The sequence below is a fragment of the Proteus sp. fly-1067 genome (assembly GCF_040139345.1).
Taxonomy (GTDB): Bacteria; Pseudomonadota; Gammaproteobacteria; order Enterobacterales; family Enterobacteriaceae; genus Proteus; species Proteus vulgaris_B.
The window spans coordinates 60,052-75,882 of record NZ_JBEEUL010000012.1; the positions used below are offsets into that span (position 1 = coordinate 60,052).

A 15,831-nucleotide genomic window follows, 5' to 3' on the forward strand; every position below is an offset into this window, starting at 1 on the left:
ATATCATCCGATTAAATAAAAATTTTTTACAATAAATAAGTGTGACTTCAATCACTCTACATTTCGATATTTCTTCAGTATGTTTATACGCAGAGATTCAAAATTAATAAATCAGACATTTATTTATATTGCTTAACAGTTTAAGCAAATAGGCTTCTTATTATCAAAAAAACGAAATGCAAATAGATATGTGCTGTTACATATATTAAATGCATTAAGGATATCATAATGATCCATGCTTTTATTAAAAAAGGGAGCTTTCAGGATTCAGTTAGCCTGATGATTATTTCCCGAAAATTAAGTGAAGCCCCAGAGGTGGAAGAAATTTCCGTCATGATGGGAACACCAGCGAATAAATCTCTTCTTGATGTCACCGGCTTTTGGCATGACATGTTTAACGAAGCAACGCCGAATGACATTTGTGTTTCGATTAAGGCAGAATCAGAAGACCCTGCCATTATCGATATGATTTCGACTGCTTTAGAAGAAGCATTAGCTGAAATTGCAAGTGGTCAGAAAGGCGGTAACAAATTAACGACAGTACGTAGCTGGCGTACCGCTAAACAAAAAAGCACTAATGCCAATATGTTACTTATCTCTATTGCAGGTGAATATGCCGCGGAATTGGCTGACACGGGCTTAGAAGATGGTTGTAACGTCATGCTGTTCTCTGACAACGTTTCTATTGCAGATGAAAAAGCACTAAAAGAGAAAGCAGCCGCAAAAGGTCTGATTGTGATGGGTCCTGACTGTGGTACTGCAAATATTGCAGGCGCGCCTCTTGCTTTCGCTAACATTGCACCTAAAGGCTCTATTGGTATTGTTGGCGCATCAGGTACAGGTATTCAAGAAATTACCTCTCAAATCGTTTTACAACGCCAAGGTATTTCTCATTCAATTGGCCTAGGTGGTCGTGATTTAACAGAGCAAATTGGTGGTATCAGTGCAATCACTGCTATCAATATGCTGGCAGCAGATCCTAATACGCGTGTTATTGCTTTTGTTTCTAAGCCACCCGCACCTGCTGTGCGCCAAAAAATCATTGCTGAAATGAAACGCCATAATAAACCGATTGTGGCGCAATTTTTAGGGACAACACCTGAGAAATTCCAAGACGACAATATCTATTTTACTCGCACGTTAGATGAAACAGCGCGTATTGCGGCTGAATTAGCGCGTGTTGAAGATATCGCGGCTGAGTTACCAAAAGTTACAGGTAAGAAAATCATTGGTCTTTATGCCGGTGGTACGCTAGCGGCTGAATGCGCCATGTTGTTATCTGAAAAACTTAATGTTGAAGTCGATAACGAGCATAAGCAAGGCACAATGCTAGATGCTGATGGTCACAAAATCATCGATATGGGTGATGATTTTTATACACAGGGTAAACCACACCCAATGATTGACCCATCAACACGTAACAAATTTATCAGTGAGCTAAGCAATAAAACAGAAGCTGGCGTGTTACTGGTTGATTTTGTTATTGGTTATGGTGCAACTCAAGATCCTGCCGGTGCGTTAATACAAGAAATCAAAAAACTGAATGAAAAACGTGGCGAAGCCAATCCATTAATCACCATCGCAACCATTACTGGTACTGAAGACGATCCACAAAACCGTAGCGAACAGCAAAAACAGCTAAAAGAAGCGGGCATTATTGTTATGGATACGTTGCCAGAAGCGGTTTTATTAGCAAAAGAATTAATCCAGCCACATCCAGCAGAAGCACATGCTGAAGTGTCACCACTGCTTAACGGGATCTCTGTGATCAACGCTGGTCTACGTAGTTTTGCAGACGATCTGCAATCGAGTGGGACTCCTGTTGTGCATTATCAGTGGGCACCTGTCGCAGGTGGTAATAAAAAACTGGCTGAAATATTAAAGAAATTGAAATAAGGAATTGCAGATATGTATTCAACTATCGAACAAGCGAATGAAGCAGTTATCGAACGTATCCGTGAAGCCCGTCCTCACTGGTGTGATGTTAACTTAGCAAAAGAAGTTGTACCGGCTTTAGAAACAGGCAAAAAATTACTTCATGCTGGTCCTCCTGTAACTTGGGGGGAAATGAGTGGCCCTGTTCGTGGTGCATGTATCGGAGCTTCTTTATTTGAAGGCTGGGCAGAAACAGAAGAACAAGCATTAGCGATGTTAGAAGCAGGTGAAATTGAGTTTATCCCTTGCCATAACGTAAATGCAGTAGGCCCAATGGGCGGTATTACTTCTGCTCACATGCCAATGTTGGTGATTAAAAACCACATTCACGGTAACTACGCTTACTGCAACATGAACGAAGGTATCGGTAAAGTAATGCGTTTTGGTGCTTACGGCCCAGACGTGCAAGAGCGTCTACATTGGATGCAAAAAAGCTTAGCGCCGGTGTTAAAAGCAGCGATTGCCACTTTTGAAAATGGTATCGACCTGACTGCAATTATGGGCCAAGCAATTACTATGGGTGATGAATTCCACCAACGTAATATCGCTGCTTCAGCCCTGTTACTGCGTCAATTGGCACCAGTATTAAGCACATTAGATTTTGAAGATGCTGAAATCACAAAGGTAACAAAATTCCTGAGCATTACAGACCAGTTCTTCCTGAACTTAGCAATGGCTTACTGTAAAGCTGCGATGGATGCTGGTGCTCAAATCAAACAAGGCACCATCGTTACGGTTATGACCCGTAATGGTAGCAACTTTGGTATCAAAATCAGTGGAATGGGTGACCAATGGTTTACTGCGCCAGTAAATACACCACAAGGTCTGTTCTTCTCTGGTTTTAGTCAAGCAGATGCAAACCCAGATATCGGTGACAGTGCAATTACTGAAACTTTCGGTATTGGTGGCGCAGCAATGGTTGCAGCACCAGGTGTAACACGCTTTGTTGGTGCATCAGGTGGTATGGATGCCGCACGTGAAGTGACTGAAGAAATGGCTGAGATCTACCTTGCTCGTAACATGATGTTGCAAATTCCAACTTGGGATTTCCAAGGTGCATGTTTAGGATTAGATGCTCGTCGCGTTGTTGAAACGGGTATTACACCACTGATTAATACGGGTATTGCACATAAAGAGCCGGGTGTTGGCCAGATTGGTGCAGGTACTGTACGCGCACCTTTAGGTTGCTTTGAAAAAGCGATTGTTGCATTGGCAGAAGAGTTAGGCATCGACGCTTAATCGTACTTTGTAACGATAAATCACAGCAATAAAGGGGGCATTATGCAAATTCAAGCACTTCAAACCAGCCAGCATATCACTGATTTTGAAGGTGAGATTAAATGTGTGGGCATTTATGACCATGCTTTGAATTTCATTTGCCCTCAACAACGCTTAATCACTTTTCATCGCGAAGGGAGAGGATTAAGCCCGATGGGATGGTTATTGAAACAAAATGATTTCGATTATTTTGCTAAACAGTGCCATCCCTCGGTCATGATGAGTCTAAAAGATCATCAAGCAATACTTGCAAATAAACTCACTCTACTCGCAGGTCAGAGTGAGAATTTACGTTTACAAGATAAAGCGGAACTAGATTTGCGTTGGTTAGAAAGTTTTTTTTCTCTGCTCTCACCCTCGATTGCAACAGGGTTGTATGGACCATTAAAAAATTATCGCCAAATCGCGCAACTCAGTGAAATTAAGTTATTAATTAAGCTATTTCATAATCAGTCAGTGGGCAATGCGGTTAACTGGGCCATTTTTACAGGGAAAGGCCCCGGATTAACACCAAGTTCAGATGATATGCTAGTGGGAATGTTATTTGCACATTATTTAGCAGAGCCAGAAAAAAAACTTAATTATTTTTTTAATAACACTCCCCCTTTATCTGAATTGACCACCGTTGTCAGTAAGCATTATTTGGAATATGCCACCCAGGGAATATTTTCTACCTATCTCATTCAACTAGGTAAAAAAATAAAGAATAAAGAGATTATTTTTAAGGATATGTTGGAAATACTCTCTATTGGTCATCATTCCGGTGCAGATACATTACTGGGATTATGGATTGGTTACCAAACTAAAAAACAACGACAGCATATTGATTAAATTTTTTTAATAAAAGAATTTATATAAACATTCGGATACGGATAATTATGAAAACAATTGTTATTGCTTTAGGCGGAAATGCATTATTACAACGCGGAGAAGTTTTGTCTGCTGAGAATCAATATAAAAATATTGAATTAATGTCAGAGACAATTAATAAATTAGCAAAAGAGTACCGTGTTGTATTAGTACACGGCAATGGGCCTCAAGTTGGACTACTTGCACTACAAAATCTGGCATATCAAGATGTTCCTGCATATCCGTTGGATATTCTAGTGGCTGAAAGCCAGGGTATGATTGGTTATATGATGATGCAAAAAATTAATCAAAATAACCCAGATCAAGCTATTACAACGGTAATGACGCGTGTTTCTGTTGATATTAATGATGAAGCATTTAACGATCCAAGTAAATTTATTGGCCCTATTTATGATGAAGCTGATAAAGAAGAATTGATTGCTAAGTATCAATGGACATTTAAACAAGATGGTAAACATTACCGTCGTGTTGTGCCATCACCAACACCGAAAAAGATTATTGATATCGAAGCGGTAAGACTTTTATTAGATAAAGGTCATATTGTTATTTGTGGTGGTGGTGGCGGTATTCCAGTCAATAATACAAATAATGAATTTATTGGTAGTGAAGCGGTTATTGATAAAGATTTAACCGCGGCTTTAATTTCTCGTGAATTAAATGCAGAGCACTTTGTTATTTTAACAGAGGCTGATGCTATTTATAAAAATTGGGGTACACCAGAACAAGCCGCAATTCGTGAAGCAACACCAGAAGAACTTGCACCAATGGCTGTCGCTGATGGCGCAATGGGACCAAAAATTATGGCGGTGAGTGATTTTGTTAACGCAACTGGGCAACAAGCCCATATTGGTGCATTACAAAATATTCAACAAGTTATTGAAGGTCAGTCTGGCACTTTAATTTATAAGTCTTAATAAAAATTCTTTCAGGAGCGTCATTATGAACGATGCACAAGTGAATGAGAAAGGCAAAGTCCCTTATTGGGTCAAACTGACCATTATCTTCTTTTTTGGTTGGATTGCACTTTATGGTAGCCGCGCTATTGTCGGCCCATTAATGGTAAATATTGGTGCTGAGTTTGATCTTACTAAAGCTCAACTTGGTTCTATTATGAGTATTTTCTTTATCGGATATACAGCACTCAATATTCCATCAGGCATGATTGGTGACTATTTAGGTAAGAAAAAAGTATTAGTAACAGGGGTTGTGCTCTTTGGTGGGTTCACCATTATTGCGGGTATGATGCCAACTTACGTGACCTTTATGTTTGCATGGGTCATGGTGGGTATCTTTCAAGGCTTCTATTATGGCCCTCAATATGGTTTATCTTCAGAAGCGATACCGAAACATCGTATTACGTTAGGTAGTGCGATTATCAATAGTGGTATGGCCTTTGGTCTGTCGATTGGTTATTACATCTCAAGTATTTCTGTTGGTGAGATGGGAATGAGCTGGCGTGCGCCGTTCTATATTATTGGTGTTCCTATTATCATCATTGGTTTGGTGATGTTATGGATAATCAAAGATAAACCCAAAGCACAATCTGCGGCAGAAGCTGGCGCACCAAAACAGAAAGTTAAACTGACATTTAAAGATTTATTTGGCAATCGCAATATCAACCTTGCGTATGTCACTATCTTCTGTTCAATCTATGGTTTCTTCGTATTAGTCACTTGGTTACCGTACTACTTAGAAACTGAACGTGGAATTACAGGGACACAAATTTCAACTATTGCATCATTAATGCCGTGGTTTGCTATTCCTGGTTCACTTATTTTTAGCTGGGTTTCAGATAAAATTGGTCGTCGTAAGCCTGTATTACTGATCATGTTACCACTGTCACTTGTCGCTATTCTTGCTGTACCAATGTCAGAATCAATGCCTGTATTAATTGGTGCTCTGATCCTTTACGGTATTGTAGGTAAAATCAGTACAAACCCAGTATTGGTTGCTGTAGTTGCTGATAATTCACCACGACATGCGTTAGGTACATCGTTTGGTGTTTATAACTGTATTGGTATGCTGGGTTCGGTTTTCGCACCAACACTAACGGGTTTCTTATCAGATAAAACAGGAAGTATGGACTCAGGTTTCTACTTTGCCGCTATTCTGATTTGTATTGGTATTGTGGCCAGCCTCTTTATTAAAGAAAGCAACAATAATAATGAAGAAGCAAAAGCATAGCTCACCATTCAGTTAGTCACTGAATAAACAGTAAAAGGGCAGACTTCGGTTTGCCCTTTTAGTTTAAAGGATCGTAAAACGATTGCACGCTAGGATGATTTTGCTTAAAAAGCTCGACTAAATAACTGACCACAGCGCCTTTTTTATCTTCACACCATGCAAAAGAAAGCGGCGAATTATGACGACGATTTTTTACTTCTTTGGCAATTAGTTGCCCACTATCAATAAGAGGTTTACACAAACTTAATGGTAAAAATCCGATACCGACGCCTTTTAAATGACAGGCTAATTTGGTGTGTAAATCAGGTACGCGAATTTCGTGCTGACCGGATAAGCGCCATGCTGTGCGTTTAGAAAGATGGCGAGACGTATCTTCTACGTTAACCGCGGAATACATTCGCATTTGATCATCACTTAATACCCCACTGATATTGGCTAAAGGATGATTAGGTGCGACAACAAATTGCCATTGAATTTCACCCATGGCGCAAATATTGATATTATTCTTAAGGGACTCATTCCCCGTAACGCCAATAGCAAAATGATAATCTTCATTAATAAGTGCATCCCAAACACCCATATAAACTTGGCGAGTAATATGAAATTGTGTGGAAGGAAAACGTTGATGAAGACAAGCCAGCATACTGGCAACCGCAGTGCGATCATAAAGAAGATTATTAATGACAATATTCACTTGATGTTCGACACCAGCATTCATTTGTTGAAGCTCAACAGGCATCGATTCTAACCATACAATCCATTGGCGGCATTTTTCTAATAAATATTCACCTGCTGGGGTTAATGTTACGGTTCGGGTTGTACGATTAAAAAGTTGAGTACCAATATTTTCTTCTAATGTTTTAATCCGATAACTAATGGCTGCGGATGTTTTATGAAGCATATCGGCAGCTTTCGTAAAACTTTGGCAATCGGCGACCTGTATAAAAGTACGGATCATTTCTTGGTCTAACATATCTTTTGTCCTGGTAATAAGAGAGGCAAAATTTCAGCAGATAATGCTGAACTAAAAAAAGCAAACAAAGCAAAGCTTACCTATTTTTTCTAAGGTCTATACTGCAAAGTAAGACAACTTCTTATCGTGTTAATGGATGTTATTATTATTGGTTTGATATTGTGTGCCGTATGAAGTTTCGATTATTTATAGATAAGCGATAAAGCATACTAACAAAAATTTCATCGGATGATGGGCGTAAATAAGAATATCTATATTCCATTTGTGTGATTGCTTTCACGTTTCACTCATCCTTTTACCGATGAAGTTAAGATATCAGTAAAAGGCGGTGAAAGTCAGGATAAAAAAATTCTTTAATAAGATGAAAGAAAAGAGATCAGGCTATTTTAAATGGGTAAGTAAAAAAGAGTAGATGAGTCAAATTAAGCACAAAATGAAACGCGGTTGAAACCCAAAGCCGACCACTCCACATCCAAGCCAAACCATAAATAATCCCTGCCAACGAAGCGAAAACAACTAACAATATTCCTCCTGCAATATGTGCGAGGCCAAAGATTATGGATGCAATTAATAGTGCAACATAAGGAGGAAGGTAACGTGATAAGGTTTGTTGAATAACACCTCTAAATAAAGCTTCTTCAGCAAGAGAGACAAAAAAGAGGTTTGCCAGAATAAATGCAGGTAACCAATGTGGTAAATGAAGCTCAATGGCTAATCCCCCTAATTTTACGGCAATAAGTAATAATGCAGGAATAGCAATAATCAACATTATCCATTGTAGTTTATTCGCTTTTTTTAATGGAGGACAGACAAAAAGTGTGGGAATGAAAATGAGAAAAATAAAGGGTATCAATGCTTTATCTGCATTGAAATAAAACGTAAAAGGGGCGCTTTTTATTCCTATAGAGGTGTATGAAAGGTAACGTAAATTGTTAAAGCCAGGAAGAAGATGAAAGGCTAAACCACTAGCAATGATAATAAGAGCAAGAATGATAATTGCCCGAAGCAGTGGTTGTGTTTTATAACGGGAATAAGCAAACGTTAATAACAGAATACTAAAGATAATCGGCAAGACTTGCCATGTAATAATGCCTGTTATAAATGCGCTAAGTGCTGTGACTGCAAGTGTAATAAGTGCAAGTATGCGATTGAAACCTAAAAATAATAAAGAAGCAGCGAGAAGTAGCCAAGTGATCATAATTATAGATATTTTAGAATGAAAAGGGGCGTTAGGGTAAAAGATAGCTGGCATTTAGGCTATCATAATGAATAAAAAATACAGAAATCAGACCTCTTGATTAAGAATGTTATTAATTAATAAATTGATTTTATTATAAAAATAATAATATTTACTTTTAGTCTAAAATAAAAACAATTGTTTAATTATTATGTTGATAATCAATATCTGATATTAAATTTGTATGAATAATAAGATAAAAGTGAATATATAAACATGCCGATAATATGGATATCGGCATGTTTGTTTGTCTTGAGTTCGCTTATTTTTGACTAAATAGTGTAAAAACTAAACGTAAAAATAGCGAATAACATGAAAGAAAATAGGGGCCGCAAAACAGAGTGAATCCATTCTATCCATCATGCCACCATGGCCTTCTATCATTGTGCCAAAGTCTTTTACACCACTGTCTCTTTTTATCGCTGACATACATAAACCACCAGCAAAACCCGCCAATGTAATGACTAAAGAGAGTAAAAAGGCGGCCCACCATGAAAAAGGCGTCGCCCACCACAACATCATACCGATAAGGCTGGCGGAAATAATGCCACCAAAAAATCCTTCGATTGTTTTATTTGGGCTTAATTTAGGCACGATAGGATGTTTGCCAAATAATTTACCAAAGACATATTGGAGTACGTCAGAAACTTGTACCACAATCATTAAAAAGAGCAGTAAGTTGATATTACGGCCTTCAAAACCTTCAATAGGCAACATTAATAGTGCCGGAGCATAACTTAGGCAATAAATGGCGATCATCACACTCCATTGCACTTTTGCCATACGCTCTAAGAAATGGCGGGTATCACCTGAAAGTGCCATGCGTGTTGGGATTAATAAAAAGGCGTAAACAGGAATGAATATCGCCATTAAATTATACCACTGCACACCAACGAGAATGTATTGGATAGGTAAGATCACAAAGAAACACCAAAACAATGCCTCATGATCGCCTCGATGTGTTGGGGTTAATGTAATGAGTTCACGAAGAGCAAGCCATGAAATAATAGTAAACAGTACCACAGAGCCAATTGCGCCAATACCAATTGCAACACCCGCAATAATACACATTACCCACCAAGCATTGATCCTTGAGTTAAGGTTAGTAATTGTTGATGTAGGGCCTTTAATTGCCGCAAGAATAGCGCCAATAATGCTGGCAACAATTAAGAAAGAGAAGAGTCCGATAAATATCCAGAGGACTTCATTATTAATACGTTCCATTGTGTAACTCCTCTAACGCGCTTTTGGCTCTTATCAGAAACTCTTGTTTACTTTCATTTTCATGGGTAGCTACTATAGGGGCACCAAAAATTGCACTACAAATAACGGGAACAACTAAGCGGGAGCCTTTAGGGAGTACCCGATTTAAGTTTTCAAGATAAATGGGGACTAATTGAACATTCGGATTTTTACGAGAAAGATGCCAAAGGCCAGCTTTAAAATCCTGAATAGATTCGCCATTGCCTCGTGTGCCTTCTGGGAAAATAATTAGAGATTCACCTTGGTCTAAAATATCTTGCATGATAGCCAGTGCATTCATTTTATTCGATGTTGATGATGCAGTTTCAGCCGTTGATTGTTCAAATATCTTTTCACATTGATTGTTTTCTTCAGCAATATTCATTTTAGCAGCATGGCGAGGAATAAGGATTGCCCTAAAAATACGGCGAGACAAATAGCGACGTAAGCGATTTTTATTCCAGTAATCTTCAGCGGCAACGGGATGTACATAAGGACGAATATCAGGCGCAAGGCAAGACCAAATTACCAAACCATCAAGATGACTAGAGTGGTTAGCGTAATAAATACAAGGTGTATCTTTCGCTATCGGAGACGTTTGTTTTGCTCGAATACCCGTTAAAAAACGACAGATAGAGACTAATACGGATGACACCACTTTTGCATCTAAAGCAAGTTTTCCATTTTTCATTAATCAGACACCTTGTGCTAAATCCCGTAAAATTCGACGGGTTCTGAAAATTGTGGTTAGTGTTGAACCTAAAATAATAATCCATAATGAGATAAAAAAGAGCCACACTCCCCAAAGGTTAGGAATAAAAGCAGCAATTACAGCAATTGAAGTGAGTAAAGCCATTCGATGTTGTTTTGCCATAGGGCCTGTAAAGTGTTGTTCTAATCCACAGCTCCCGCCTAACACACGAACATAAGCAGTCATTACCGCAAAAAAAGCACCTATCCAGCCTAAAGTAATAGCCATTGAAAAGTCGCTGGATAAACCATAACCAACACCTAAAATGATCAGCGTATCTGCAATTCTGTCTGGTAATTCATTATAAACTGCCCCTACAGGGCTTTTCATCCCGCCTTCAACCGCAACCATACCATCTAGTAAGTTACAAATAAGACGACCTTGGATCATTAATGCACCAAGGATCAATAAGAACGAGCGTAATAAGCCATGAGAATAAGAAAGGGCAAAAAAGAGCGATAGGCCAGCAAGCAATGCAAATACGATGCTAAACACCGAAATACCGTTGGGCGTAGCCCCTTTTTGCTGTAAATAGCGGCTTGATTTTGTTGCCCAGTTTGTTTGTCTTGCTTTTATAGGACGGCGATTTTTATCTTGGTTATTCATTTTTCTTTGTAAAAAAGCGAGTTAGGAGGGGATAGCATAAGGCTTATTGGTCAAAGTGAGAATAAGAATAAACGTATAAGCTTATCTTATATTTTTAAAGTACATATTTATCCTATCTTCTAATACTCAAATTAAGACTATAAATAAATTATCAATAAATATTTACTTTTCTAGGGGTTAATACTTATTCAGTGATAGTCTATTATACTTACCAGTAATGATCTTTTAATGATGATCTTTATTAGATTGGTATTAAGTGGGAATGATAAATAATGTATTACATTATTTAAACTATAAAGAGAATAAATTTCTTAAGTAAAAGGGAGTGTAAAGGATAATACTTATTATTCTTTCTTGTTTTACGACCAAGATTACGATAATTTAAATGCGTTAATTAGAATATTCTTATTAATAAAATTTTGATTAAATCGAAAATGAAATCGCATAAACAATCTCTAAATGAACATAAAAAAAAGAGACCAGAATCTATTTTGTATTATTTTTTAATCATTAATAATTTCTATCGTAAAATAAGAATAAAGAATAATGGAAAGTTAAAATGAGAATATTCATCTTTATAAAAAGTAAAAAATGATTTATATCAAATGAAATGCTTCACATATTCTTATATTGCTATTACTAATAAAAAACAGTAATTATAGTTATTAATAATAGCGATTATGAAAATAAAATATATGAGTGTTTTAAATCGAAATTAAACGAACCATAATGAAAGGGTGGCATCAAAATAAGTTGCCGCCCCTTCTATCGTAGAATGGAGTATAACGTGTTAATTATTCCCATATTAAGTACAAATCATCCAAAATAGAATGTTTTAGAAGTACAGATTCTCTCATTAATAAAAGATAATGAAAATTAAACAGGTCATATCGTTATATCTTTAGATAATACAACCTATTGATAAATAAAAATCACTTGATGGAATTAGTTTATTCTCAAGTCATATTTCTTAAAGAAATCATACTCTTGAACTAACTGTGGTAGTGATCTTATTTTCAATTTTGTATACATGTTTGAGCGATGAACTTCAACAGTACGAGGAGATAGCGAAAGTTTTTCCGCCGCTTCTTTGCTCGTATTTCCCTCAAGGATCATTTCCATAACTTCTTTTTCTCTATTTGATAACTTACCAAATTTATCTTTTAAAGATATATATGTTCGGAATTGCTCAACTTCACTTTCATAATGAAGGAATGATTCTGAGACAATATTAAGAAGTTCATTTACATTTAAAGGGCGAGTTAAATATTCAAAAGCGCCTGATTTAAATGCACTACGACAACTTTCAATAGAACTATCCCCAGAAATAATAATAACCGGAATGATATTTTTCAATTTGTTGAGTTCTTTAATCAGTGCAATTGATGGTGCTGCACTGCTTTTTGTATTAATGATGATGCATTCTTTATGTGCTCCTTTTGTTGAAGAAAAATAGTATTTCAAGAAAGCCTGTTCATTTGAATAGGTTTTCACATTAGCAGCTAAAGAAGAAAGAACAGCTTTAAGTTGAACTTTTGTACTGTCATCTTCAAATGTGATTAAGTGGATTATTGATTCCATATGTTGCTCCTGGTTTTACTCAGCTCTTTCACTAAAAGTGAATGAGTAACGAAATTTGACTAATTTATAAGTTTTTTATGTAGGGTAACATTCACGCAACGGAGCCATATTCAGAATATATCAAATTAAAAATGATTAATACTTCTGTATTATATTATAGATAAAATATCAGAACTTTGTTTTGTTTCAATATTTGTATTTTATAGATAAGAATAATTTATTTCCATAATAGATGTTCGGATAACTATTATTAATTGTAACTAAGTTTTTTACCGTAAGTGATTTTAACTATATTGAACGCACTTAATAAGTAAAAAAATAATATATTTAGGTGTCTATTAGTGAGAAAATTAATAGTTGTATTTAGTTACAATAAAATTCCCTTTGTGGCTTTTTGACTTTACTTCTTGTAAAATAGCACTTTATTTATACCTATTCCTTTTAATAAACCAATCGAGCCAATACTATGGCGTCACTGAAAGATGTAGCTCGACTTGCATCCGTTTCTTTGATGACAGTCTCAAGAGCGATTAATAACCCAGAGTTATTAAAACCAGAAACACTGAAACAAGTCCAAAGTGCTATTGATCAACTTAACTATGTTCCAGATTATTCTGCACGAAAAATTCGTGGGCAAGGAACAAAAGTTTCCTCAATTGGCGTTTTAGCAATTGATACCGCAACAACACCATTTTCTGTTGAAATGATTTTATCTATTGAACAAACAGCAAGAGAATTTGGATGGAGTTCATTTGTGGTCAATTTGACTGCGCAAGATTGTTATGAAAATGCTATTTGGCAACTTTTAGCCCAGCGACCGGACGGTATTATCTACACGACAATGGGATTACGTGAAATTTCTGTGCACGAAAAATTGCATGATAAGAATCTAGTGTTAGCGAACTGCTTGGATAAGTCACACTCTTTTCCAACTTATATTCCAGATGATTATCATGGGCAATATTATGCAATGAAAAAAGTCATTGAGAAGGGATATCGTCATCCTTTGTGCTTCTATATACCTGAAGAATCGGTTGCGGGGCCTATTCGCCGTAAAGCGGTTGAAGATGCTTGGCAAGAAGCAGGGCTACCATTAACACATTTACGCCAATATACGATGATGTTTGGCGATGAGCATTACCGTGATGTGATTGAAATATTGAAAAAACATTGCACTCATCAAAAAGCAGATTTTGATATCCTAATTTGTGGTAATGACCGTATTGCTTTTTTAGCTTATCAAGTCTTGTTGTCTATGGGATTGCGTATTCCAGATCAGGTTGCTGTTTTAGGATATGACAATATGATTGGTACAGGCGATCTATTTTATCCGCCATTAACAACGGTTCAACTACCTCATTATGAGTTAGGTAAAGAAGCAACATTACATATTATTCAAGAGCGAAATCATCAAAATACGGTACACGTACCTTGCCAATTAGTTGAACGTGAGTCGTTATAGGACTCACGTTTTATCATCATCAAAATAGAATGAATGGTTTTCAAAACTAGCCGATATGATTTAATCGCCAATATTCACCTGATAGTAATATTGCATCACCACTCATTGCAAAAAGGCGTAAAGAACGTGCGTCTTGTGGTGCATAATATCGACTACTTAATGTATATTCACCTTGATTAACAAAGACTTCAATTGATGAACGATCAATGAATATGCGTAAATTTAATTGACACCCTTCAGGTAGTGAAATACTGCGAGCACCACTGATATTGTATTGAGGGTAATGACGATTAAGCACTAAACGATTTGATTGATTATCTACAAAAAGCTCTAGCCCTTCACCTAGCCATAAGCCAAACTTTTCAGCTTGGCTGTCTAAAGACCATGTTAAATCAAGTTCGATAGCTGATGCGTTATCTATTAACTCTATAGATTGATGGCTTAATGTAAGAGGTTTAATGGTATTTTTTTCTTGGCGTAATGATTCAACTTCTTTGACTGGTACCATACATAAACGATTTTTGCTTTTATCAAAGGTAATTTCACGAGGCAATGTGAAGCAACCAGACCAAAACTCCGCTTTTGATGGCATGGGGGAATTCCACATATCCATCCAACCCATAGAAACACGACGACCATCAGGAGTCATAAATGATTGGGGTGCATAATAATCATGGCCATTATCTAGCTCAACAAAGTGGCCTTGTGGTTTAAATGGTTGGTTTGGTGACCATTGACCGATTAACGCACCCGCTTGAAAAAGGTTCCGGTATTGATAGCCTTCCGTACGTTTTCCTTGGGGTGAAAAGACAATCGCAAATTCATTGTCTTGGCTTATCGGGAAGAAATCAGGGCACTCCCACATATAGACGTTTTTATCGTCAGTTTTTCCTAAAATAATGTAATCGGTGCTCCACTGTTTCCCTTCTTCAAATAAAGTTTCACTAGAAAAGAGCAAAACTTGTCCTTGATCTTTTTCATCTCTGGCTCCGACAACCATCCACCATTTTCCGTCTTGATACCATACTTTAGGATCACGAAAATGCATATAACCTTCGGGAGGCGGTAAAACGATCCCTTTTTTTTCAAAATGAATACCGTCTTCACTGATTGCAACACATTGTGCTTCATAGATTTGGCTATCATCACCTTCGGCTGCTAACCAGTTGTGCCCTGTGTAGAAAAGATAGAGTTTGCCTTCGTGGCTAATTGCTGATCCTGAGAAACAACCACTTTTGTCGTAGTCATCTCCCGGTGCTAACGCAATAGGCTGATGTTGCCAGTGGATCATATCGGTGCTTGTGGCATGTCCCCAATGCATTGGACCCCAATCTTGAGAATAAGGATGGTGCTGATAAAAAGCATGATATAAACCATCATGATAAATAAGACCATTAGGATCATTTAACCAACCTGCAGGCGCGGCTAAATGAAATTGGGGATAAAAAGTATTACCTCGCTTTTCAATCAAGGTACTTAAGGCATTTGTTGATTGTTCTAAACGGTGTTTCATATCATTATCCTTATTATATTTTCAGTGTCTTTAGCTCACGTTTTTACGTTATAAAAGAATAAAAAACAGATTAAACTATGCGTTTCCCTTCTTTGTTAACGATAACATTTTAAGGTAAAAAAACACTTTTTATAAGATTGACATTATCATAATATCTCATTATGTTAACGTTATCAGCGTGGATTTACGAGCAATATCT

At 37.0% G+C, this 15,831-nt stretch carries 13 protein-coding genes; 6 read left to right on the plus strand and 7 right to left on the minus strand.

The window, feature by feature from the left end; translation table 11 throughout:
* Positions 1-228 precede the first annotated feature (228 nt).
* The 5 genes from ABN217_RS15185 to ABN217_RS15205 are packed head-to-tail and all read left to right on the plus strand — an operon-like array spanning position 229 to position 6,267.
* Positions 229-1,896: an acyl-CoA synthetase FdrA gene (locus tag ABN217_RS15185; RefSeq protein ID WP_349441019.1), complete on the plus strand. Its 1,668-nt coding sequence runs from the start codon at positions 229-231 to the stop codon at positions 1,894-1,896.
* A 12-nt stretch (positions 1,897-1,908) separates the two neighbouring features.
* On the plus strand, positions 1,909-3,174 hold the full coding sequence (locus tag ABN217_RS15190; protein ID WP_072070147.1) for a YlbE family protein: 1,266 nt from the start codon (positions 1,909-1,911) through the stop codon (positions 3,172-3,174).
* A 42-nt stretch (positions 3,175-3,216) separates the two neighbouring features.
* Positions 3,217-4,044, plus strand: a complete 828-nt coding sequence (locus ABN217_RS15195) for an oxamate carbamoyltransferase subunit AllH family protein (RefSeq protein ID WP_196553879.1) — start codon at positions 3,217-3,219, stop codon at positions 4,042-4,044.
* A gap of 47 nt (positions 4,045-4,091) precedes the next feature.
* Complete coding sequence (locus tag ABN217_RS15200; protein WP_197269944.1) at positions 4,092-4,997, plus strand: carbamate kinase; 906 nt, start codon at positions 4,092-4,094, stop codon at positions 4,995-4,997.
* Positions 4,998-5,022: 25 nt separating this feature from the next.
* On the plus strand, positions 5,023-6,267 hold the full coding sequence (locus ABN217_RS15205) for an MFS transporter (protein ID WP_196553881.1): 1,245 nt from the start codon (positions 5,023-5,025) through the stop codon (positions 6,265-6,267).
* A 58-nt stretch (positions 6,268-6,325) separates the two neighbouring features.
* On the opposite strand, the gene allS is transcribed toward ABN217_RS15205, so the two are convergent.
* The 6 genes from allS to ABN217_RS15235 form a co-directional block, all read right to left on the minus strand.
* On the minus strand, positions 6,326-7,240 hold the full coding sequence (allS, locus tag ABN217_RS15210; protein ID WP_072070143.1) for an HTH-type transcriptional activator AllS: 915 nt from the start codon (positions 7,238-7,240) through the stop codon (positions 6,326-6,328).
* 376 nt (positions 7,241-7,616) lie between these two features.
* Positions 7,617-8,438, minus strand: coding sequence for a CPBP family intramembrane glutamic endopeptidase (locus tag ABN217_RS15215; RefSeq protein WP_196554030.1), 822 nt, complete (start codon positions 8,436-8,438; stop codon positions 7,617-7,619).
* Positions 8,439-8,765: 327 nt separating this feature from the next.
* Complete coding sequence (locus tag ABN217_RS15220) at positions 8,766-9,701, minus strand: phosphatidate cytidylyltransferase (RefSeq protein WP_196553882.1); 936 nt, start codon at positions 9,699-9,701, stop codon at positions 8,766-8,768.
* The gene (locus ABN217_RS15225) at positions 9,688-10,410 is read right to left on the minus strand and encodes a lysophospholipid acyltransferase family protein (protein WP_349459582.1); all 723 of its coding nucleotides are present in this window, start codon (positions 10,408-10,410) and stop codon (positions 9,688-9,690) included. The genes ABN217_RS15220 and ABN217_RS15225 overlap by 14 nt, the downstream gene beginning before the upstream one ends.
* Positions 10,411-10,413: 3 nt before the next feature.
* On the minus strand, positions 10,414-11,076 hold the full coding sequence (locus tag ABN217_RS15230; protein ID WP_196553884.1) for a CDP-alcohol phosphatidyltransferase family protein: 663 nt from the start codon (positions 11,074-11,076) through the stop codon (positions 10,414-10,416).
* A 945-nt stretch (positions 11,077-12,021) separates the two neighbouring features.
* Positions 12,022-12,657, minus strand: coding sequence for a response regulator transcription factor (locus tag ABN217_RS15235; RefSeq protein WP_109409787.1), 636 nt, complete (start codon positions 12,655-12,657; stop codon positions 12,022-12,024).
* A 466-nt stretch (positions 12,658-13,123) separates the two neighbouring features.
* Here ABN217_RS15235 and ABN217_RS15240 point away from each other — a divergent pair, with 466 nt between their 5' ends.
* The gene (locus ABN217_RS15240) at positions 13,124-14,119 is read left to right on the plus strand and encodes a LacI family DNA-binding transcriptional regulator (RefSeq protein WP_196553885.1); all 996 of its coding nucleotides are present in this window, start codon (positions 13,124-13,126) and stop codon (positions 14,117-14,119) included.
* Between the two features lie 46 nt (positions 14,120-14,165).
* Here ABN217_RS15240 and ABN217_RS15245 read toward each other — a convergent pair whose 3' ends face one another.
* Positions 14,166-15,632: a glycoside hydrolase family 32 protein gene (locus ABN217_RS15245; protein ID WP_349459583.1), complete on the minus strand. Its 1,467-nt coding sequence runs from the start codon at positions 15,630-15,632 to the stop codon at positions 14,166-14,168.
* Positions 15,633-15,831: the final 199 nt, after the last annotated feature.